Raw genomic sequence first — 19,847 nt, 5'->3', positions numbered from 1 at the left:
GGTGTCTGGTCTGGCCCCTTCGCGAGCAGGCTCGCTCCCACAGGGTTTTGGGTGAAATCACATATCTGTGAATACCCACAATCACTGTGGGAGCGAGCCTGCTCGCGAAGGGGCCAGCCAGGTCATCACAAATTTCAGATCAGTTTCAAACCCAAGCCACCGCCAACAACCCCGCCCCCAACACCGCACACAACGGCGAATACACCCAGGTGTCGAGCCGCGCAAACCGCGAGTCCTTCACTTCCTTGAAGAACCCGACCAGATTCGAATCACCAATCGCCCGGGCAAACATCAACAGCGCAATTGCGCTGATCACCCATTGCAGCGCCTTGTGCGTCACCGCCGGCATGCCCCAGCCAACTCGCATGCACACCAATGCCGCAATCACCAACAGCGCCGCCGCCACGATCAACGTGAGCCAGCCCGAAGGCTTGAACGCCGGTCGCACCGTTGCGACCAATCCGCGCACCGGCACCTGCGGCACGACTACTGCCGCCGCCCATTGCCCGCCCAGCGCCCAATACACATGCATCAAGGCGATCACCGCGAAAGTAGTCACCAGCCATTGAGCCAACACAAAGGTCATGGTTGAAATCCTTGGAAAGGGATTTGAACAAATCATCCTAGTCGGATTTTTTTCAAGTGCACGACCGATCAGCGGTACGGTAAAGTGCCGCCCCATGAAATTCTCCCGTTCCGATCGCTCACTGCTGGCCTGGATGCTTTATTGCTGCGTCCTGTTCAACGTGTTCGCCTGCAGCATCGGTCACGGACAAATGGTCGGCATGCAACTCAACGGCATCGGCGGCCAGTTCTGTACAGTCGACCCGGCCACTCAAGCGCCGCTCGCCAGCAATCCCACCGAAGAACAACTGCCGACCCTGTCCAAGGCGTTTGGCTGCCCGCTGTGCTCGGTCGGCGGCGGCATGGGCCCAGCGTTCAACTCCAGCCTGACCCTGGCAATCCTGCCGGAACAGCACAGCCCGCCGCTGGTGCCCATCGTCAGCGCCGACCTTCCTGCCCGCTTCACCTGGCCTTCGGCCAACCCTCGCGCCCCACCGCTCGCCTGAGTGTCTTTGCCTTTTTGATTTGTCAGCCCACTGCGCCAACGCGCGGCGTTTGCCTGTGCGCTGACTCCTAGACAAGCATTCAGGATTCAATGATGAAACAACTCACTTTGCTGGCGAGCCTGTGCGGCTGCCTGTCCGTCAACGTCTGGGCGCAATCCACCGTGGATCTGGCGCCGATCACCATTGATGGCGAGTCCGGTGCAGAACCGGGCCTGAGCCTCGACCAGTCCAGCGGCATGGCCTCACGCCTCGGCTTGAGCGTGCGCGACACACCGGCTTCAGTGGCCATCGCCAATCGCAACGACATCGAGCGCCACGGCGCACAGAACTTTCAGGACGCCGCCAACACCCTCCCCGGGGTTAACGCCAGCGCACCGCCGGGGTTCGGCGGGTTCGTTTCCTATCGTGGCTTCACCAGCAGCCAGATTACTCAGATGTTCAACGGAATCAACGTTTCCGGCGGCCTGGCGCGGCCAGTTGATTCGTGGATCTACGACCGCGTGGAACTGGTCGGCGGCCCGTCATCGCTGATCAATGGCGCAGGCTCGGTCGGCGGTTCGCTGAACTACGTGACCAAGCTCGCCACCCGCGACGAACAAGCTGTTGAAGGCCGGGTCAGCTACGGCACGTACGACACCACCGAAACCGCCTTCGGCCTCAACCATGCACTGACCGATCCCAGCGCCGACGTGCAGCACTACGCGCGACTCGACGTCAGCCACAACACCAGCAACGGCTACATCGACCGCCAGGAGCGCGATGCCTGGAGCGTGGCGTTCTCGCTGCTCAGCGATCTCACGCCCGACCTGTCGCACACGTTGGCACTGGAATATCAGGACGAACACGAAGACAGTCCGTACTGGGGCACGCCCGTGCTCAATCCCAAGGCCGGTGAGTTGAAGATCGACAAACACAACCGCTTCAACAACTACAACGTCGAGGACGGGCGTTACGAGCAGCGAACGATCTGGGTCCGTTCGATCATCGACTACCGCATCAACGACAGCACCACCCTGCGCAACACGCTGTATCACCTCGACAGCCAGCGCGATTACCGCAACCTCGAAACCTACCAGTACAACGCCGACAACACAGCGGTGAATCGCTCCACCGCGTATCAAGTACGCCATCAGGGCGAGCAGAACGGCAACCAGTTCGAGCTGCGCCATGACAACACGCTGTTCGGTCTGGATACGACGTGGTCGGGTGGCTTTGAATACAAGGTCAACCAGACCACCAACTCGCCGCTGAACATCAAAGGTCCGAGCACGGTGGACCCGAACAACTACCGTCCGGGGCATTTCTACGACATTCCCGGCACCAACCCGAAATTGATCAGCGACAAGACCAACGAGGTCACCACCAAAGCATTGTTCATGGAAAACCGGCTGGCGTTGACCGACAAACTGTCGCTGCTCACCGGCCTGCGCTATGACGACATTGACCTCGACGTGACCAACCATCGCACCGTGACCGCTGCCAACCCGAAACACCTCAAGCGCAGTTGGGAGCCAGTCACCGGCCGCGCCGGCCTGACCTACCAGTTCATTCCCTCGGCCAACGTCTACGTGCAATACAGCACCGCCGCCGAGCAACCGAATGGCACGCAGAATTTCGACGTCTCGACCGGCAAGCAGTGGGAGATTGGTAGCAAATTCGATTATCTGAATGGACGCGGCTCGGCGACGATTGCCGCTTACACCATCGAGCGAAAAGACTTCGCGGTGACCGACCCGCTAGATCCGGCCGGCAGTATTCCGGTCGGTCAACAGACGTCGAAAGGGGTGGAAATCGCCAGTTCGTTGCGGATCACCGACAAGCTGTTGGCTGAAGGCAACTTCGCCTGGGTCGACGCGCAGTACGATGATTTCACCGAAAAGAATGCCGCCGGTGTGGTGGTTTCACGCAAGGGCAATACGCCGACCAATGTGCCGGATCGGGTCGGTAATCTGTGGCTGACTTATGACTTTTCGCCGCAGTGGCAAGGTGGGGTTGATGCACGATATGTGGCGTCGGTGTATGCGGACACGGCCAACACCATGACGGTGCCGTCGTACACCTTGTTCGGCAGCTTCCTCAGCTACAAGGTTGATTCGCACACCACCGTGACCGGGCGCGTGCGTAATCTGAGCAATGAGGTGTATGCCGAGTTTGCGCATGTTTCGCCAGCGTATTACCTCGGAACACCGCGTACCTTTGAATTGGCGGTGCAAACGAAGTTTTAAAAGCATCGCGAGCAGGCTCACTCCTACAGGGGAATGCTTTCCAAATGTAGGCCTTCGCCTGCTCGCGATGAGGCCAGCCGCATCAGCCTCTATTTCAAATCAGCCGCAACCCTCTCCGCCACATCCTTCGGCAACCAGGCCTGCCACACATCCGGGTGGGCCTTCATGAACGCCACCGCCGCATCACGCGGCGCCGTGTGCTTCTCGCTCATCTCGGCCAATGCCTTGTTCAACGGTTCGATCGGAAAATCCACCTTGCTGAAGAACTCGGCAATCTGCGGATACTGCTTCTGAAACGGCGTAGACACACCGATCGATAGCTTCGAGGCCAGTGACCGAGTGGGTTTCGGATTGGGATTATCGGCGTCAGTCAGGGTCTTCCACGCTTCGGCGTCAAACGGCGGCTCTTCCAGTTGCACCAGTTTGAATTTGCCCAGCAGCGGAGTCGGTGACCAGTAGTAAAACAGCACTGGCTTGCCGCGACGAATCGATGAGCTGATCTCGGCATCCAGCGCCGCGCCCGAGCCACTGCGGAAGTTGGTGTAATCGTCCTGCAGACCATAAGCGGTCAACTTCTGCTTGTTGACCACTTCCGAGGTCCAGCCGATCGGACTGTTGAGGAACCGTCCCTTGCTCGGGTTCTCCGGATCCTTGAACACATCCTTGTACTTTTTAAGGTCACTGACACTGCGCAAGTCCGGCGCCAGCGGCTTGATGCCCTTGGCCGGGTCGCCCTTGATCACGTACTCCGGCACCCACCAACCCTCGGTCGCGCCCTTGACCGTATCGCCCAGGCTGACGACTTTGCCTTCGGCTTCGGCCTTGACCCATACCGGACTGCGCCCGGCCCATTCTTCGCCAATGACCTGGATGTCATTGTTGGCCAGTGCGGTTTCCAGAGTAATGGTGGTGCCAGGCAACGTATCGGTCGGCAGTCCGTAACCCTTCTCGACGATGATCCGCAGTACATCGGTAATCAGGCTGCCGCTTTCCCAGTTCAGGTCAGCAAAGTGGATCGGCGCCTGGGCGGCCGTCACCGATTGCGCTGATGTCAGCAAACCGAACGTGGCCACGCTGGCGGCCAATAACCGTCGAAATCCGTTCATGCATTGCACCTCGTGCTGTTTACAGCAATGGCAGGTTGGCCTGACAGAAGACCGCAAGCCTCTGAATACTCAGTCAACTGACTGTAGCCGAGGTTCCTGCTTTTTCCGGGCCGCGCTCCGGACGAGGTTATGAATCAGACTTTTCCTGCAGGCTTTGCAGCTCGCGTCTGACCATGCTGGCGTATTCCGCGGGACGCAATTGATAAATCTGCGCAGCCACCCAGGTCAGCCAGGCGCCCTGCAACTCGGCCTTGGCGGTAAACAAACGCCGAGCCTCCTCGCGCGCCGTGTCGAGGTTCTGCGAATGAAAATCCGAGCGGCTCACTCGCTGGCCTTGAACGTCACCAGCTCACCCTTGCGCCACTTGGCGGCTTTGGCGGTAACGGCTTTGAGGGTCTTGGTCAGCCCTTCCTGCAACTGCTGGTTGGCCGCAAACACGGTCACCACGCTGTGACCTTCCTTGAACAGGATCGCGTGCCCGTCGGCAGTGTCGACAAAGGCGTAATCGCCCAGTCCATACACCGTGAGTTTGATTTCGCGAAAGCGGATATCCATCTTGCCGCCTTCGCGGCTGGGCAAGACCGATGCACTGAAATGATCGCCGACCTTGAGCTTGAGCCCCGGTTTGTCATCGACCACCAAAGCGCTTTCAGTGTCGATCTCAGCCACGTAAATGCCTTCGGCGTTCTGCTCGGTGATGTAAACAAAACGCGACTGGAACAGCTTGACCAGCTTTGCACGCAAATCACCCAACACGAACAAAGCATGCATATCGAGATTACTGACTGCCAAAGAAACATCCCCACATCTGAAAAAACCGCACACGGAAAACGCGCACGGCAAAAAAAAGCCAGGCCGATGTAACTACCAAATGACTCAAATAAAAACCCGAATCGAGCAGAGTGCTGATTCAGCGCGAGGTCCGTAAGACTACTGGATTGTCACTCGCGAAACTCATCCCTTTTTCGCCAAAGCCTGAAGGAAAAATCCTCACCGCTGGCAAGAGCTGTCTGACTACGAACTTTAGGGAAAATTCTCACGAAAAAAAGCACTTTTCCGACATATCGCTGGCGAAAAATTGCTTTAGATAAGCCCTGTCGTCAACAGGTACTGGCGATTCTAGAGCAGCGATGCTCATTCCGACTACCCGAAACGGCCTGTAAACATCGGCCAACTGATGAAAAGGACTTCATATGTGCACTCGGACTCACTTTGCCATGACCACAGACGCCCGGATCGAATCACCGCTGATCCTGCGTGCCACTGATATGAACGACCATTGCCCACGCTTTCAAGTCGTACCGGCCGGCAACGCCTTCTTCCACATAAAGGAAACATCGACCGGCCGTGTAAGAGGTTTCCGCGAAGATCACAACGAAGCCTGCGCCCTCGCCCGCTCACTGGAGTCAAAGATCGAACTACTGGCGAGTGGTTGCCTCAGATAAAGAGAGCGAACGACCGCGCCATACCGGCGCCCACCGAAGGAGTACACGATGGAACTGCCAGCATACGATCTGAAAACCCTGTTCGATCAACTGGGGTTGCCTTCAGACGATAACGCAATCGACGATTTCATCGAGGCGCATCCACTGGACGCCAACACCAAACTGATCGACGCCGACTTCTGGTCACCGCAACAGGCGCAATTGCTCAAGGAATGGTTAAGGGCCGATGGTGAAGAAGCGGTAATGGTCGATGAACTGAATGTACGCCTGCACCGTGGCAAGTAGTCCTGATCAGTGCAGGCTGTCACTCGGTTCGGCATGCAATTGCGCGAGCCACGCAGCCTTGCACTCCTCGGCCTCGTCGCGGCTGGCAAACGCCGTGCCGCGACGCTCGCCATTGAGCAACACCACCCAGCAGACGCTCCGACCCATTGCGCGCAATCCGGCAGGCACGCCACTGCCGATCATCACGGCGACATCAACTCTGCACTGCATGCAGCCCTCCCGAAATCATTAGCACCCTAACTAAGCGGGCAGGTTAATGGTTTCTTGCGGGCGAAAACAGCAAGCTCCGTGCACATATTCATTGCACCGGAAGTAACAATCCCTCAGCGCGGACTTTCCGGCTTATAGCCCAGACGCAATCCACCCCAGTGCCGGCCCTTGATCATGATCGGCACCGACAGATCATGCATCAGCTCACCGGTGTCGCGGGTGTAAGTCTGCAACAACACCGGTTGTTGATGGCTGCCGCAGCGAATACCGGTGCGGTCGGCAAACTTGCGCTTGGTGCGGTTGTTCACCGCATCGACCTGAGCATCGCCAGTCAACGGCTGACTGAACAGCTGATTGTGCGTCGGCACATAACCCTGCTGCGTACAGGCGATGGCGAACACCAACCCCTCGTGACGCGGCAACAAGGGTTCCTGAATCGCCGGCAGCACCTGATCGGTGTAACGGTCGAAACGGGTTTGAAACTTCGCCGGTTGCGTATTCGGGATCGGCTGATACTGGCGGTCAAACAAGTCTTCAAGGCTGATTCGCCCCTGCTCGACATCCGCCTCGAATCGCGCAGCAATCTGGCTTGCGCCTTCGCGGGCCAGATCGTAAATGCGCTGGTGATAGTCATCCAGCCCGACTTCGGCCAGACGCTCGCTGATGGTTTCCGCCTGCCCTTCCATTTGCACGGCGGCTGCAGCGAGACGGCGAGTCTGTTGATCGCTGATCGCCAGGTCGCTACGCATCTGCTCGATAGCCTTGAACAGGCTGTCGAGTTGTTCGCGATTGGTTTCCGCGCCTTGGGCGATTTCACCGACCTGGGTTTCCACCCCGGCGGCCAGTCGCGCGATGTTCTCCAGATGCTGGCCAGTGTGCTCGACCTGCTCGACACCGATCTGCAGATCACTCGACAACTCGCGAATCTGCTCCACGACCTGTGCCGTGCGTTGTTGGATGTCGGCGACCATCTCGCCCACTTCACCGGTTGCCGACGCCGTGCGTGCCGCCAACCCGCGCACTTCGTCCGCCACCACCGCAAAACCGCGACCATGCTCACCGGCCCGCGCCGCTTCGATCGCCGCGTTCAATGCGAGCAGATTGGTCTGGCTGGCAATCGACTGAATCACCAGGGTCACGCGCTGAATGTCGTCGCTGCGCAGGCTCAAGGCTTCGATCAATTCACGGCTGGCATTGGCGCGCTGACTGAGTTGATGCATGCGCGCGATCGAATCCACCAGTTCCGTGCGCCCTGCTGCGCTGCTGTGATGCGCCTGGCTGGCCGCCTCAAGCGCCGTACGGCTGAGCTGCGAAGTCGCATGTTCGGTCGCGATCATCACCTCGGCGTTGCTGACGATCTGCGCCGCCGCATCGAGTTGCGATTCGAGTTTGCTCGCCAGTTCCTTGACCGAAAACGCCACGCCCGCCGCCGACAAAGCGTTATGGCTGGTGGTGTAGGAAAGGTCGCGGGTCAGTTCGGACATGGCGCTGCCGCTGTCGGCAGGCTGGATATCGGGGATGGCGCGAGAGCGCAGGCGCGGTAGCCAGACAATCAGCACCGCCAGCGGCATGCCAATGTACAGCGACCATCCGGCCAGGGACATGCCGGCCAGCAACAGCATCAGGGCGATGCTTTGCAGGGTCGGCGCGATCCAGCGGTTTTTCGGCAAAAGCACTGGTGCAGGCAAAGCCCCAACCAGAGATCCATCTCTCGTCATATCAACACCCCACGCTTGTTCTCATTGTTGTAACTGCATTAAACGCCACTACAACGCCATTATCCATGGTCCGTTAGTCGTGGGGTCTGTGGCAGGTCAATGGAATCGCGCGGAAATATTGCGGACGATAAAAAGCTTCGCGGGCAAGCCCGGCTCCCACAGGTTCGGTGTTGAACCTAGTGGGGCGGACTTGCCCGCGATCACAGCGCCGGAAAAATCAGGCCTGACGCTGGTGCTTGTCGATCTGCTCGTGACGCTCTTGAGCTTCGATGCAGTATTTGGTGGTCGGGCTGATCAGCAGGCGTTTCAGGCCAATGGCCTCGCCGCTGTCATCGCACCAGCCAAAGCTGTCTTCCTTGATGCGCTCAAGGGCTTGTTCCAGTTGCGGCAGCATGCGCTGGTCGCGATCGATCGCGTTCACCAGCCAAGTGCGCTCTTCTTCAACCGAAGCCGCGTCCGCCGGGTCAGCCGGGGTGTCCAGGCTTTCGATGGCGATACGGTTTTGCTCAATGCGCTCGTGGGTTTCGACTTTCATGTTCTGCAACAGCTCAGTGAAGAAAGCGTGCTGCTCGGCATTCATGTAGTCATCTGCCGGCATGGCCAGCAACTTGTCCTTTGTCATTGATATCTCTATAAAAAAACGTGCATTAAGGCGAATTAGGGAGCGTTTCGGCGAACCGCGTGCGGTCGGCGAAAAGGCATCGTTTATTGCAAATGCCACCCGGCACTCAATTTACGAGGGGCGGCAGTCTAAGGCCCGAATGAGGCCTCAGCAACTGTAAATACAGGGAATTTGTCCGACAAAGGCCGGAAACTGCTCTGACACAGCGTTTACAAGGCCATCGGAGTGCGTTTATAGCAAGAAATTCAGTCGAGCGGCTGTATATAGAAGACAAACGGCTAACCAAGCAGCGCCCAGACGCAATTTTTTACCACGCACTGCATCGTTTCAGCAAAGCAGACCTGCAAAAGCCCCCCTACTATCAGGCCCACCGTGTGATCAAACAGCCTGAAGGATGACCTATGCCCCGCCCCGATCTGCCGGCCACCGACGAGGTTTCACTCGCCAGCCCCCCGATCAATGCCGAGCGCCTGCTGCAACAGATCACCGATGAATACGACGCCCTGCCGCGCCAGCTCAAACGCATCGCCAGCTACATCAGCCAGCAGAGCGACCGGATCATGGTCGACCGCATCAGCGACATCGCCCGCGAGTGCGAAGTGCACCCGTCCGCCATCGTGCGGTTCTCGCAACGCTTCGGTTTCAGCGGTTTCAGCGAAATGCAGGCCTTGTTCCGCAGCGCCTACACCCACAAAGCCTCGCCGGTGCAAAACTACCAGCAACGCATCCGCAGCATGATCGCCAACCAGTCGCAGCCAGCCAGCGCCGGCGACCTCGCGCGCGAATGCATCGACGCCACGCGCTCCGGCATCGAACGCCTGGGCCGCGAACTCGATGATGTCGCGTTCGAAAAAGCCGTCGACCTGATCGTCAACGCAGACAACATTTATGTCGTCGGCGTGCGCCGCTCCTTCGCCGTCGCCGACTACCTCGTTTACAACTTGCAACACACTCAGAAACGAATTCATCTGGTGTCCGGGCTCGGCGGCAGCTATCGCGAGCAAATGCGCAGCGTGCGCGCGAACGATCTGGTCATCGCCATCAGCTTCGTGCCCTACGCGAAGGAAACCCAACATTGCCTGCGCTTCGCCCGCCAGCAGCAGGCCAACACCCTGGTCCTCACCGACAGCCACCTCTCGCCGCTGGCGAAACTCGCCCACAGCGTATTGCTGGTCAACGAAGGCAGCGCCCTCGCCTTTCGTTCGCTGAGTGCGACGCTGTGTTTGTGCCAGGCGTTGTTTGTGGCGGTGGCGTATCGGCTGGAACTGAATGTTGATGAGATTCACGAACAACCCGGCTTCGACGACTGAGTTACCCAGCACCCAATCGGCTCAATCAAAAGGGTCCTTTATCAGCCTCAGTCATCGGTTGTGCTGTACGAAACAGACAATCGAAGTAAGGTTCCACCGCATTCCAGCTCAAGTGTTTATCCCTCATCTCTTTTATTGCTTGACCAACATCAACGAGGTTGGGGGTAGTTGTGTTTGATAATTGCCGCGTCACCGCTACCAACTCATCCTTTCGCCCATGATTTCGTGAGTTCTGACCAACATAGGTGTAATACCGGACAGCACGGCCAGGACGGTCATAGTTAGTTTTCTCGCATAAACGACCGTCGGGATCCTGTCTGGCCATATGGGCTTCGGAATAGCTGTCCTGAACGAGGTGTAACAAGGTACCGAAAGCAAAGTCGCGATAATCTTTGTTATAGCCCGCCTCGCCTTTGAACAGAATGCTCTGGACCGTATCTCTGAGGTCGAAGAAGTCGAGCAACAAAGGCACGTCAACGGATGCTTCTGCGATGGTGGTACCCCGACCGTATTCACTGGTAGTGATTCGCCAGACAAACTCCGCCCACATCATGATGTTGTCCGCGGTCTCACCCGCACGCTCTCCCGGGCGCGAGGCCATCGCATGCAAAAACTGCAGATCGCCAAAATGCGATCTGAGCAACATTGAGTACTGCTCGGGTTTGTTGGGTTGAAATTTGTAAAGAACCGCCCCCTTGGCGATCTCGGCTTTCTTTTTCCCATCAGAGAAAACCGAAGCCCAACAACTCCCTTGCATAGGCAACTGCACATACACGTTCTTACAGCCAGACAGTGATGTATCGCTCAAACGAAAAGGTGGGTTGTCATTCCATCGAACCCCAGCCAGCACAGCCATGGGCGCCGCTGGCTGCATGAAACGGTTACCCACCGTCACCGCACAGCCGTCATCCGACCCGCAACCGTAAATCCTGTTGGTAATAATTTCGTGAACCGGGTTGGTGAACTGCTCTATACCCCAGTACCCCACGACATTCATTTTCATTCGCCAGTAGGCATCATCCGATGCCCTAAGCAGCTTTTCCCCGTTTTTAACCTCCGGTCGCAGTTGAAATGCAGAAGCAGGAACGGCTACCGTCAACGCCAGCAAATAAACCAGTATTGTCCATTGCATGATGAGCTCCATTGGCAATGCGCCATCACATGGCTTAGTCGACGCACGTCAACATTGCAAATCCCCGCACCGGTTTTCTTGAAGCCGTTAGGGGCAACAAACCGAACGATCAAATGCAAGGAGCCATGAATGAAACTGATCGGCATGCTGGACTCCCCTTACGTGCGCCGCGTGGCGATCTCCGCCAAACGCTTGGGGATCGACCTCGAACACGAGTCGGTCTCGGTGTTCCGCCACTTCGAGCAATTCCAGCAAATCAACCCGGTGGTCAAAGCCCCCACGCTGATCCTCGACGACGGCGTGGTCCTGATGGACTCGACCCTCATCCTCGATTACCTCGAGGCCAGCTCCGGCAAAAGTCTGCTGCCGACCGATCTGAAACAACGCGCCCAAGCCCTACGCCTGATCGGCCTCAGCCTCGCCGCCTGCGAAAAAGCCGTGCAGCTCTACTACGAACGCAACCTGCGCCCAGCCGACATCCAATACCAGCCGTGGGTCGAACGCGTCGAAGGCCAACTCGCCGCCGCCTTCACCGCCCTCGAGCAAGAACTGGAAAAAACCGGCCTGCCCACCGACGGCACCCTCACCCAGGCCGGCATCAGCCTCGCCGTCGCCTGGAGCTTCACCGACCTCGTCGTCCCCGACCAGATCGACACCCGCCGCTACCCCCACATCGCCCAATACACCGCCTACGCCGAGACCCTCGAAGCGTTCGTCAGCACCCCGATGACCTGACCATGAGCACCACCGACACCGCCGCCCCGGCGTTAAAGGAAATCTTCAACGCCGAGCGCTTGCAACACATCGCCAGCGAAATGAGCGCCGTGTACCCGGCATTCAAGGCCAAGGCATTTCTCAAACATGCCCAGGACGGACTCGCCGAATTATCGGTGATGCAACGCATGGCCCGTGTCAGTGAAAGCCTGCATGCCGTGTTGCCGCTGGATTACCAAGATTCCCTAGAAGTGCTTTTCGAACTCGCGCCAAGGCTGAACAGCGGATTCGTCAGCATGTGTTTGCCGCACTACGTCGCGAGCTACGGCGGGCATGCGTTCGACACCTCCATGGACGCCCTGAAGTACTTCACCACCTTCGGCTCCTCCGAATTCGCCATCCGCCACTTTTTGCGCAGCGATCTGGAGCGCTCGCTGGAACGGATGCACGACTGGACCCGCGACGAAAACCACCACGTTCGACGCCTCGCCAGCGAAGGCAGCCGCCCTCGCCTGCCTTGGTCGTTTCGGTTGGAAGCGGTGCAGGCGGATCCGCAGTTAGCCGCGGGGATACTCGATCGGTTGAAGGCGGATGAGAGTTTGTACGTGCGCAAGTCCGTGGCGAATCATTTGAATGATGTGACGAAGGTGCATCCGGAGTGGGTGCTGGACACGATTGAAGGTTGGTCGTTGGAGAACAAGCACACGGCCTGGATTGCCAAGAATGCGTTGCGGAGTTTGATTAAGCAGGGGGATTTGCGGGCGTTAACGGTGATTGGCGCGGGGGCGAAGGCTAAGGTTGAGTTGTTGGATGTGCGGGTTGAACCGGCGGTGGTGAGGTTGGGGGAAGCGATTACGTTGTCGTTTGTGGTGAAGTCGACGGTGGCGCATGAGCAGCGGTTGGTGATTGATTATGCGATTGACTATGTGAAGGCGAATGGCGGGGTTTCGAGGAAGGTTTTTAAGTTGAAGACGGTGGTGTTGGCGGGGTTTGGGGAGTTGGCTGTGGGGAGGCGGCAGGTGATTAAGGATTTTACGACGCGGAAGCATTTTGAGGGGCGGCATGGGGTGAGGGTTATGGCTAATGGGGAGGTGTTGGGTAGCGCTGCGTTTGACATCGTTGCTGGATGAGGCCGTGCGTGGATTCGTTGATTTGGCAATACTAGGAGTGATAGGGAATTGCGCCTAGGGCAGCTTTCGGCCAGAAGCGGACGTTCGCATGCGGCCGCCCACTGCAATAAACGGTCAGTCATGAGCTGAGGTGCACACCGATTACCCCTAGTTCATTCATCAGCGCCGTCGCCTGGGGAGTGTGTAAAATCCGGGTGTAAGGCGCTCAGGGTTTGATCGGAAATTCTTTGCTGTCATCAAGAAGTTAGATACCTATCTTTTTATTTCCAATGAAACCGGCTAGGGTAGACGTATGGACCAAATGCACTCCACTCCCTAATACAAGGATAGTTCTAGTGGCCAATTATATTTTTAGAAAGAACTCTCAAATTGGAAACCTAGATGCAGAATATGACACTTTTTTGGAAACTTGTTTTCTTGAAACTAGCATCTTTTCAAATCTATTGAGCTTTGAAAATAGCTTGGACTTCCCAAAGAGAGTTGTCATTGGTCGCACCGGATCTGGAAAAACAGCCCTATTAAAACAACTCGCAGAAAATAAAAACATAAAAAAACACTCAACAATAGAAGCCGAATCAACTGTTTTTGAGCATATAAAAAACAATGTTTTTATATCGAGCTTGATAGAAAAAGGTATCGATTTAAGAATATTTTATAAATCACTATGGATTCATGTGCTCCTTGTCAGAGTTATTGAGCTTCTCTATCCAGGAAACTCATTTCTAGATCTGCTCTCGGACTTAGGAGGAGGAAGAAAAAAATATAACTCAACACTTGCAAATGAGTACATTGAAAAATTCCGAGACAATTTTTTCAATGATAATGTTGTTTCAGAAATAACAGAGAAAATGCAACACGACCTATCAGGTTCTTTGGGTGTTGGCTTTATAAAAGCTTCAGGAAAGGAAGTTAGTGAGTCGAGTGAGAAAATACAACGAGCCACTACACACTATATCAGTAGCGAGTTGCTCAGGAAGCAGAAAGAGCTAATAAAACTTCTCATTGATGAGAATTCAAAAGAGGGTCAACTCAGATATATAATAAGTATAGATGATCTCGACAAGTCATGGTTAAGTTCAAGTTCAATTCGCTATGATTTCATTAACGCATTACTCGATGCCTTTCGCGAACTCATTGACATCAGAACGGTGAAAGTCATCATTTCTATTCGCTCTGACATCATAAAAGGAATTTACGACAATAATCTTAGGCAAGAGGAGAAGGATAAATCCCTGGTGCTTCCTATTCAGTGGGATGTTAGAGAAATAAGAGAAATGCTGGACAAGCGTGTAAATTATCTAATTAAACATCAGTACCAAGGCAGCGCCATAACAAAATTTGATGATATTTTTAACTTTACGGTAAAGGGCCAGTCAGCGGACGATTACATTATTGAAAGAACGATGCTCAGGCCGCGTGATGCCATTGATTTTGTAAACCTATGTTTAGCTGAGGCAGACGGTTCTACAGAGCTATGTGAAGATTTCCTACTGGAAGCCGAGGAGAAATTCTATGTATCTCGAAAGAAAGCGCTGCACAAAGAATGGGCAAGCCTTTACCCTCACATAAATAAATATATCGACACCCTCTGCCATATCGAAAAAGACAGCTTTAAAACTATTAACATCGCAGAAACAAAAGATAAAATACAGTATGAGATACTGGCGCATACCGAGCTTGATAATAATCTTACGTCAGAAGCGATAGCAGTAGATTTTAACATATTGCTTAATATATGGTTCATAGCTGGAATCATCGGAATAAAAAAATCCGAGACACTCACTATCTATTCCGATTTCTCAAAGCAAGAATTGGATGTAAGTGACTTCGGTAAAGAATTTAAGATTCATCCGCTATTTTTCAGATACTGAATCGCCCCTATTGTGTTAGGCGTAATTTGGCGACTACCACTGGCCATTTTCTGTGTGTTTACTGGCTGAAAACGACCAGAGGCTGACAGTCAGAGTTTCACTCTATGGGTAGTCACCAGTACCATTGAAGAATCTGTCCATAAAATTAGAATACGAGGCAAGTAGGCATGGCTTCATTTGAAGTAACTGAGTGGACACTGGAAGGTGTTCTAGACGAGATGAAGCGCATTCACAACACCATGAAAGATCGCCAATTCGCGTTCATTCTCGGTGCGGGAGCCTCCTTTACTTCTGGTATTCCTACGGGCCAACACCTAGCTGTAAGATGGCTTAAAGACCTGCATTTACGAGAGTGTTCAGATGGCCGCCCTCTAGAGAACTGGATGGCTGGATGCGGGGTCGGTGACGGTACTCTCACTTTGGAAGCTGCGGCAGAGCATTATCCACAAATCTTCGAACGCAGGTTTGAAGGTGACCGTGAAGCCGGGTATGCCGAACTGGAAGCAGCTATGGAAGGGAAGGCTCCAAGCCTCGGCTACTCTCTTCTTGCTGAAGTTATTCAACATACCCGCCACAAAGTGGTGGTCACCACAAATTTCGACAACCTCGTCGCCGATGCACTAGCCATGCATGCTCACCAATCTCCCCTCGTCGTAGCCCACGAATCTCTTGCAGGCTTTGTTCGCCCGCAAATGCGACGTCCCCTAGTCGCAAAAATTCATCGCGATTTATACCTTCACCCCATCAATGATCCGGCCGGGGTGTCGACGATGGAGCGAGGCTGGAAAATCGCTTTAAAAAAGTTATTTCAATATTTCACCCCTGTCGTAGTTGGATACGGCGGTAACGACGGCAGCCTGATGAACATGCTCATGGGCCTGGACCAGGGAGATATCGCCGGGCGAATGATTTGGTGCTACAGAGCGGGCTCTCCTCCTCCAGAAAAGGCAATGGGTGTCTTAAGCAAACACAAAGGCTTACTTGTAAAAATTCCTGGGTTCGATGAATTCATGCTTCAACTGGCGGCCAAATTAGTTACTGACTTTGATGTCGCGGCCATAGCTGAACGTACCGCAAAACTGGGGCACGAGAGGGCGACTCGCTATCGTGAGCAGGCCAGTACACTCACCGAATCTTCAATCCATGGTTCCCCCGCCGAGCAACGTGCTGGAGAAGTTCTCACTCAGTCGTTACGTTCAAACCACAGTTGGTGGGCATGGGAGATTAAAGCCAAGGCCGAGCAAGATATTGAAAAGCGTAAGCTCATTTATCTTGAAGGCATCAGCCAATTTCCAAACAGCCCTGATCTTGTTGGAAACTACGCTGCCTTTCTTGAGCTTGAGTACGATGACTTAGACAAGACCGAGGAAATGTACAAAAAATCGCTTGAACTGGATCCTATGCACGCGCATAACATAGGGAATTATGCGAGCTTTATTGAGGATCAGCGCGAAGACTACGACGTCGCCGAAGAGTTATATAAGAAATCGATCGAGCTTGGCCCGAATCACGCAAACAACATCAGTAGCTATGCTAATTTTTTGGTTGAGCATCGGCAAGACAACGATGCAGCTGAGGCACTATATAAAAAAGCTCTTGAAGTGGCGCCTGGCAATGGGTGGAGTGTTTGTAACTACGCGATTTTTTTATCAGAGCACCGCCACGACTATGACGCCGCTGATGCATTGTATAAAAGGGCAATCGAATTAGATCCTAGCAGTACTTGGACCATCGGAAACTATGCAAATTTTCTCGCTTATAAACGCCAAGATCACGCCACTGCACAAGCACTCTTCGAAAAGGCGGTAGAGTTAAAGCCTAGCCTCTGGAATAAGGACAACCTAGAAAATTTCATGGCAAGTCAAAAATAGAAACCTTGACTCTTTATCTGTTGTTGAACCGTTCTCTGTGAATAAACAATTTGAGCACTTGATTGTAGTCGATAGCCACCATTTCATATGGCCGCTTTTGGACGGAAGCAGCCGCTTCTGACTGACCGCTTCCGGCCAATAACGGACATTGGGAAATAGCAGTCAACAAGTCGTGGACGGTCGGGCCGAAAAGAAAAACGGCCCTATGCTCTCTTGAATGGCTTATCGCCAAGCTCCATGATCAGGGCAAGTGGTCCCGGCTAGTTCTCGCGTTCAAACCAAGTGCAGGCCCATTTGACTTATGGCTCGGCAGTAGGCCGGCCTATCCCTTCGCCAATTTTTCCAAAGTAATAATCCACACGCAGTTTCAGCAACTGGGCAAACGGAGCCGTTTCGTTGTTGATGATCCTCAGCAGTTCTGCCTTCAAGCTGTCAGTCCAATCATACTCATCAGCCAATGCTTTCCGGCTCATAAAGTCATGTTCGTAGCGCTTGATTAGGCTCGCAAAAAGCTGGTCATTAGAGCAGGAGTCGATGATTAGCAGCTTCGCGAACTCCTTCACATCAATGAGCTGAAGGAAAGGCGTGGCGGCATAGTTACCGTCTTGAATACCATACTCATACAGCGAACTGTAGTTATCAGCGCTGGCGGCCAACCGCTCAACATAGCCTCCGGCGACTGCTTGCATTTGACGACGGAACACTTCGTCTGAGGCCTTCTTCATCATATTGGAGATGGCTTGGAATTCCGCGGTATCAGATGACGAGTAACCGAGGCCGAACGCACCAGTTCCACCCAATCCAAACATACCGTTATCAACCTGAAGCGTGTTCAAGTTCAGCAGGCATGAAACGTAGTCAGAGAAATACCGCTCCGCAGAGCAGTCCTCTCCTAATACTGGATCTCCGAACTGGCGTAGCGAAATGATAATGCCTGCTGCGTGCAAGATTAGCCCTGAATGAACCATGCTGCGTTCGTTGAGCTGGCTCAGAAACGCCGTTTTCGCCTTCCCGTACTCGCTCTTTGGCAATCTGGTCCAATCCCACAGAAGCCTCCATGCCGGGATATCTGCATGACCAGCAACCTCGGGGTGACGGGCAAGGTCTTCATTAATTTTGTCGGCGTCAATTTTTCCTGTGAAAAACAGTTCCGAAAGGTGCCCTGGGCTGACGATAGGGTCAGTCCATTTTACCTCTGGGTATCGGCTCTTCAATTGATCAAATTGCTTGTCCGCAGGGGATTTTTCTTTGTTTGATAGAAGGCTTGTAGAGAATTGATTGGTGCGAAGTAACCTTAACGCTTCCCTGTCCAAAGCACCGCTTCTCGACTCGCCTCCGGTCGCGATCATATACAGAAGTAGCTGCTTCATTGCTTCTGGCTTGTCTCGCAATCGAACATCGGCAGCCTCAACAAGACGCTCAAAATCTTCCAGGATGGCGCGTAGGTTCCGGTAGTTAGGGTGCGTTGATCCGTTAAATGTAGCCAGCAACGCGGTTCTTTCACGCGTCACGACTTCACGCACCAAATGCGTTCTTAACCTCGCTGTGAGCTTATCCAATACCTCGGAGGGATCTGCCTTGACCTGGATAGTCTTGCCCACGAGCTTTTCCTTCTGCTTCTCGTAACTCTCCTTTCCGGAGATCTCTTCTTCATTGGCAAGGATGATAACCTTCAACTTTTCGTGCTCGACGAAGCTGTTGATGAAGCCCAAAATATCCGGGACTTTCATAGAACACCGTTCGAGATCGTCAATGACGAGAATGTTGCCGTCCAACTTGAGCAGCATGTCTCTTGCAAGCTGGTCAGTCCCTTTCATCCCGCCGAATTTTTCTATAGCACCAGAAAGCGCAGACCCGATAATCCGAGAGGCTTTTGAGCTGAGGTGAGGGTGTGCCTGCGCGAAAAACTGGTCATGGATAGCCCCAACCGAAGCCACACCATACAGGCTGGCGTACAGGTAGCCAGGTTGCTCTTTAGGCGGTAGCCCAGCAGCCCGAGCATCCAGATAGCTTTTAATAAAATGGGTTTTCCCAGCTCCCCATGGAGCACTCAGCATCACTGCATACTCAGACTCCACCGAATCGTCTAGGTAGTAGTCAAGAAAACGTGCAGCCTCGTTGGTCCTTGTCATGATTTTAAAACTCCGGTTGTCCAGGGAGATTATTGTAGTGGTCAACTAATCCCGGACACTGCGTCAAGTTTATCCCCACCCAACGCTGGCGGTAATCCCAGCGTTGAATTAATGCGATCGTTCCCAGTTGAAGCGCTGTATCAAAAAAGCGACCTATATCCTGTTGGGCCAGCGACGCACTCATGCACCCGGTGGTGGGTGTCCACTCTGTCTTCAGACCTCGAAAGTGACTGTTTTTGGCCGAAAGTGGACCTTCGTTGAACCCAGCGTTGACACGGCAGCTGTCAAGATGGTTACTCAAAACCGAGGTGCTAGAAGGCAGGCAGGAGAAGTGTCTCCTGCCTGTCTCCTACCAACTTCCATAGGGAATGCCGTACTTTTCCACATATCGCTTAGCCTTCTCACTTACCGGATAGGCATAACGACCACCGTGCTTCCCTTGTTCCGGCCCCAAAACTTCTACCCCTCCTTGACCTCGGGCGACCTCAACCGGATTTCGACATGAGTCTCTAACCCATGCTTGGAGTACGCCGCCCGGAGCGAGACCCACGTAGAGCGACGCCATAAACCGCGCGGTTTTCTCCGGTGTTTCCGGGCAGCGCTGGTGTGTTGACTTCAGCATCAATAGCCTGCCCTCCTCCGGAATCTCGATGAACCCTGTGTAAGTTTTTTGCTCTGTTATGGATTGCCAGCGGACAAAGATCTGTTCTGGAAGATCAGCGCCCGTCACAGGTCTCCCGGTCCCCGATACCGCCCCCCAACCACGAGCAGACTCTGTGCTGATATCGGGCTCACCGCTAGCAGCAGTGCTCTTGCCAGCGCGAAAGAAAATTCTGTTATTGATGTCTTGGACGGAGCTGTCCTCTACCCAGACCTTCATGTAATTCGGCTGAACGAACACTAACTCCCACCATGGATATTTAGGGTCATTTTCGCCGGTTTCTGGACCTCCGATTTGGCAGCCAGACAACAATAAAGCGCCCAGCAGCGCAATCCTTGCGTTCAT

19 protein-coding genes are annotated in these 19,847 nt (G+C 54.3%); 9 read left to right on the top strand and 10 right to left on the bottom strand.

Annotation, left to right across the window (positions count from 1 at the left end; genetic code table 11):
• Positions 1 to 145: 145 nt before the first annotated feature.
• Positions 146 to 586: a DUF3995 domain-containing protein gene (locus CCX46_RS11950; protein WP_127926813.1), complete on the bottom strand. Its 441-nt coding sequence runs from the start codon at positions 584 to 586 to the stop codon at positions 146 to 148.
• 94 nt (positions 587 to 680) lie between these two features.
• Between CCX46_RS11950 and CCX46_RS11945 the strand changes: the two genes are divergently transcribed.
• Entirely contained in the window at positions 681 to 1,070 is a 390-nt protein-coding gene (locus CCX46_RS11945) for a DUF2946 domain-containing protein (protein ID WP_127926812.1), read from the top strand.
• A gap of 92 nt (positions 1,071 to 1,162) precedes the next feature.
• Positions 1,163 to 3,295, top strand: a complete 2,133-nt coding sequence (locus CCX46_RS11940) for a TonB-dependent receptor (protein ID WP_127926811.1) — start codon at positions 1,163 to 1,165, stop codon at positions 3,293 to 3,295.
• Between the two features lie 89 nt (positions 3,296 to 3,384).
• Here the strand turns inward: CCX46_RS11940 and CCX46_RS11935 are convergent, their stop codons facing one another.
• The 3 genes from CCX46_RS11935 to CCX46_RS11925 form a co-directional block, all read right to left on the bottom strand.
• Positions 3,385 to 4,401, bottom strand: coding sequence for an ABC transporter substrate-binding protein (locus CCX46_RS11935; RefSeq protein WP_127926810.1), 1,017 nt, complete (start codon positions 4,399 to 4,401; stop codon positions 3,385 to 3,387).
• Between the two features lie 127 nt (positions 4,402 to 4,528).
• Complete coding sequence (locus tag CCX46_RS11930) at positions 4,529 to 4,726, bottom strand: hypothetical protein (RefSeq protein WP_127926809.1); 198 nt, start codon at positions 4,724 to 4,726, stop codon at positions 4,529 to 4,531.
• The gene (locus tag CCX46_RS11925; RefSeq protein ID WP_174245057.1) at positions 4,723 to 5,172 is read right to left on the bottom strand and encodes a hypothetical protein; all 450 of its coding nucleotides are present in this window, start codon (positions 5,170 to 5,172) and stop codon (positions 4,723 to 4,725) included. Before CCX46_RS11925 ends, CCX46_RS11930 begins: the two co-directional genes overlap by 4 nt.
• 422 nt (positions 5,173 to 5,594) lie before the next feature.
• Between CCX46_RS11925 and CCX46_RS11920 the strand changes: the two genes are divergently transcribed.
• Positions 5,595 to 5,846: a hypothetical protein gene (locus CCX46_RS11920; protein ID WP_127926808.1), complete on the top strand. Its 252-nt coding sequence runs from the start codon at positions 5,595 to 5,597 to the stop codon at positions 5,844 to 5,846.
• A 48-nt stretch (positions 5,847 to 5,894) separates the two neighbouring features.
• Entirely contained in the window at positions 5,895 to 6,131 is a 237-nt protein-coding gene (locus tag CCX46_RS11915) for a DUF2789 family protein (protein ID WP_127926807.1), read from the top strand.
• 6 nt (positions 6,132 to 6,137) lie between these two features.
• On the opposite strand, the gene CCX46_RS11910 is transcribed toward CCX46_RS11915, so the two are convergent.
• The 3 genes from CCX46_RS11910 to CCX46_RS11900 all read right to left on the bottom strand — a co-directional run bounded on the left by CCX46_RS11910 (position 6,138) and on the right by CCX46_RS11900 (position 8,681).
• Positions 6,138 to 6,341: a hypothetical protein gene (locus CCX46_RS11910; protein WP_122600076.1), complete on the bottom strand. Its 204-nt coding sequence runs from the start codon at positions 6,339 to 6,341 to the stop codon at positions 6,138 to 6,140.
• 113 nt (positions 6,342 to 6,454) lie between these two features.
• Entirely contained in the window at positions 6,455 to 7,678 is a 1,224-nt protein-coding gene (locus CCX46_RS11905) for a methyl-accepting chemotaxis protein (RefSeq protein WP_446730738.1), read from the bottom strand.
• Between the two features lie 598 nt (positions 7,679 to 8,276).
• The gene (locus CCX46_RS11900) at positions 8,277 to 8,681 is read right to left on the bottom strand and encodes a TraR/DksA family transcriptional regulator (protein WP_003225981.1); all 405 of its coding nucleotides are present in this window, start codon (positions 8,679 to 8,681) and stop codon (positions 8,277 to 8,279) included.
• A 401-nt stretch (positions 8,682 to 9,082) separates the two neighbouring features.
• Between CCX46_RS11900 and CCX46_RS11895 the strand changes: the two genes are divergently transcribed.
• Positions 9,083 to 9,991 carry a MurR/RpiR family transcriptional regulator gene (locus CCX46_RS11895; RefSeq protein ID WP_127926805.1) on the top strand — a complete coding sequence of 303 codons (909 nt, stop codon included), beginning with the start codon at positions 9,083 to 9,085 and terminating at the stop codon, positions 9,989 to 9,991.
• Positions 9,992 to 10,016: 25 nt separating this feature from the next.
• Here the strand turns inward: CCX46_RS11895 and CCX46_RS11890 are convergent, their stop codons facing one another.
• Positions 10,017 to 11,123 carry a hypothetical protein gene (locus tag CCX46_RS11890; RefSeq protein WP_127926804.1) on the bottom strand — a complete coding sequence of 369 codons (1,107 nt, stop codon included), beginning with the start codon at positions 11,121 to 11,123 and terminating at the stop codon, positions 10,017 to 10,019.
• A gap of 129 nt (positions 11,124 to 11,252) precedes the next feature.
• On the opposite strand from CCX46_RS11890, the gene CCX46_RS11885 reads away from it, so the two are divergent.
• From CCX46_RS11885 to CCX46_RS11870, 4 genes are all read left to right on the top strand, one after another.
• On the top strand, positions 11,253 to 11,858 hold the full coding sequence (locus tag CCX46_RS11885) for a glutathione S-transferase (RefSeq protein ID WP_110720452.1): 606 nt from the start codon (positions 11,253 to 11,255) through the stop codon (positions 11,856 to 11,858).
• Positions 11,859 to 11,860: 2 nt separating this feature from the next.
• On the top strand, positions 11,861 to 12,967 hold the full coding sequence (locus CCX46_RS11880; RefSeq protein WP_127926803.1) for a DNA alkylation repair protein: 1,107 nt from the start codon (positions 11,861 to 11,863) through the stop codon (positions 12,965 to 12,967).
• Positions 12,968 to 13,302: 335 nt separating this feature from the next.
• The gene (locus CCX46_RS11875; protein WP_127926802.1) at positions 13,303 to 14,838 is read left to right on the top strand and encodes a P-loop ATPase, Sll1717 family; all 1,536 of its coding nucleotides are present in this window, start codon (positions 13,303 to 13,305) and stop codon (positions 14,836 to 14,838) included.
• 167 nt (positions 14,839 to 15,005) lie between these two features.
• Positions 15,006 to 16,709 carry a hypothetical protein gene (locus tag CCX46_RS11870; protein ID WP_127926801.1) on the top strand — a complete coding sequence of 568 codons (1,704 nt, stop codon included), beginning with the start codon at positions 15,006 to 15,008 and terminating at the stop codon, positions 16,707 to 16,709.
• A gap of 299 nt (positions 16,710 to 17,008) precedes the next feature.
• Here the strand turns inward: CCX46_RS11870 and CCX46_RS11865 are convergent, their stop codons facing one another.
• Positions 17,009 to 18,841, bottom strand: a complete 1,833-nt coding sequence (locus CCX46_RS11865) for a P-loop NTPase fold protein (protein WP_127926800.1) — start codon at positions 18,839 to 18,841, stop codon at positions 17,009 to 17,011.
• Between the two features lie 349 nt (positions 18,842 to 19,190).
• Positions 19,191 to 19,847: a DUF2931 family protein gene (locus CCX46_RS11860; protein WP_127926799.1), complete on the bottom strand. Its 657-nt coding sequence runs from the start codon at positions 19,845 to 19,847 to the stop codon at positions 19,191 to 19,193.

Source organism: Pseudomonas sp. RU47, from assembly GCF_004011755.1.
Classification (GTDB): domain Bacteria; phylum Pseudomonadota; class Gammaproteobacteria; order Pseudomonadales; family Pseudomonadaceae; genus Aquipseudomonas.
This window is presented reverse-complemented; position numbering and strand designations above follow the sequence as displayed.

Coding starts and splice junctions, on each gene's coding strand:
- CCX46_RS11950 (WP_127926813.1), bottom strand. CDS start 586: ATGACCTTTGTGTTGGCTCAATGGCTGGTGACTACTTTCGCGGTGATC.
- CCX46_RS11945 (WP_127926812.1), top strand. CDS start 681: ATGAAATTCTCCCGTTCCGATCGCTCACTGCTGGCCTGGATGCTTTAT.
- CCX46_RS11940 (WP_127926811.1), top strand. CDS start 1,163: ATGAAACAACTCACTTTGCTGGCGAGCCTGTGCGGCTGCCTGTCCGTC.
- CCX46_RS11935 (WP_127926810.1), bottom strand. CDS start 4,401: ATGAACGGATTTCGACGGTTATTGGCCGCCAGCGTGGCCACGTTCGGT.
- CCX46_RS11925 (WP_174245057.1), bottom strand. CDS start 5,172: ATGCATGCTTTGTTCGTGTTGGGTGATTTGCGTGCAAAGCTGGTCAAG.
- CCX46_RS11920 (WP_127926808.1), top strand. CDS start 5,595: ATGTGCACTCGGACTCACTTTGCCATGACCACAGACGCCCGGATCGAA.
- CCX46_RS11915 (WP_127926807.1), top strand. CDS start 5,895: ATGGAACTGCCAGCATACGATCTGAAAACCCTGTTCGATCAACTGGGG.
- CCX46_RS11910 (WP_122600076.1), bottom strand. CDS start 6,341: ATGCAGTGCAGAGTTGATGTCGCCGTGATGATCGGCAGTGGCGTGCCT.
- CCX46_RS11905 (WP_446730738.1), bottom strand. CDS start 7,678: ATGATCGCGACCGAACATGCGACTTCGCAGCTCAGCCGTACGGCGCTT.
- CCX46_RS11900 (WP_003225981.1), bottom strand. CDS start 8,681: ATGACAAAGGACAAGTTGCTGGCCATGCCGGCAGATGACTACATGAAT.
- CCX46_RS11895 (WP_127926805.1), top strand. CDS start 9,083: ATGCCCCGCCCCGATCTGCCGGCCACCGACGAGGTTTCACTCGCCAGC.
- CCX46_RS11890 (WP_127926804.1), bottom strand. CDS start 11,123: ATGCAATGGACAATACTGGTTTATTTGCTGGCGTTGACGGTAGCCGTT.
- CCX46_RS11885 (WP_110720452.1), top strand. CDS start 11,253: ATGAAACTGATCGGCATGCTGGACTCCCCTTACGTGCGCCGCGTGGCG.
- CCX46_RS11880 (WP_127926803.1), top strand. CDS start 11,861: ATGAGCACCACCGACACCGCCGCCCCGGCGTTAAAGGAAATCTTCAAC.
- CCX46_RS11870 (WP_127926801.1), top strand. CDS start 15,006: ATGGCTTCATTTGAAGTAACTGAGTGGACACTGGAAGGTGTTCTAGAC.
- CCX46_RS11865 (WP_127926800.1), bottom strand. CDS start 18,841: ATGACAAGGACCAACGAGGCTGCACGTTTTCTTGACTACTACCTAGAC.
- CCX46_RS11860 (WP_127926799.1), bottom strand. CDS start 19,847: ATGAACGCAAGGATTGCGCTGCTGGGCGCTTTATTGTTGTCTGGCTGC.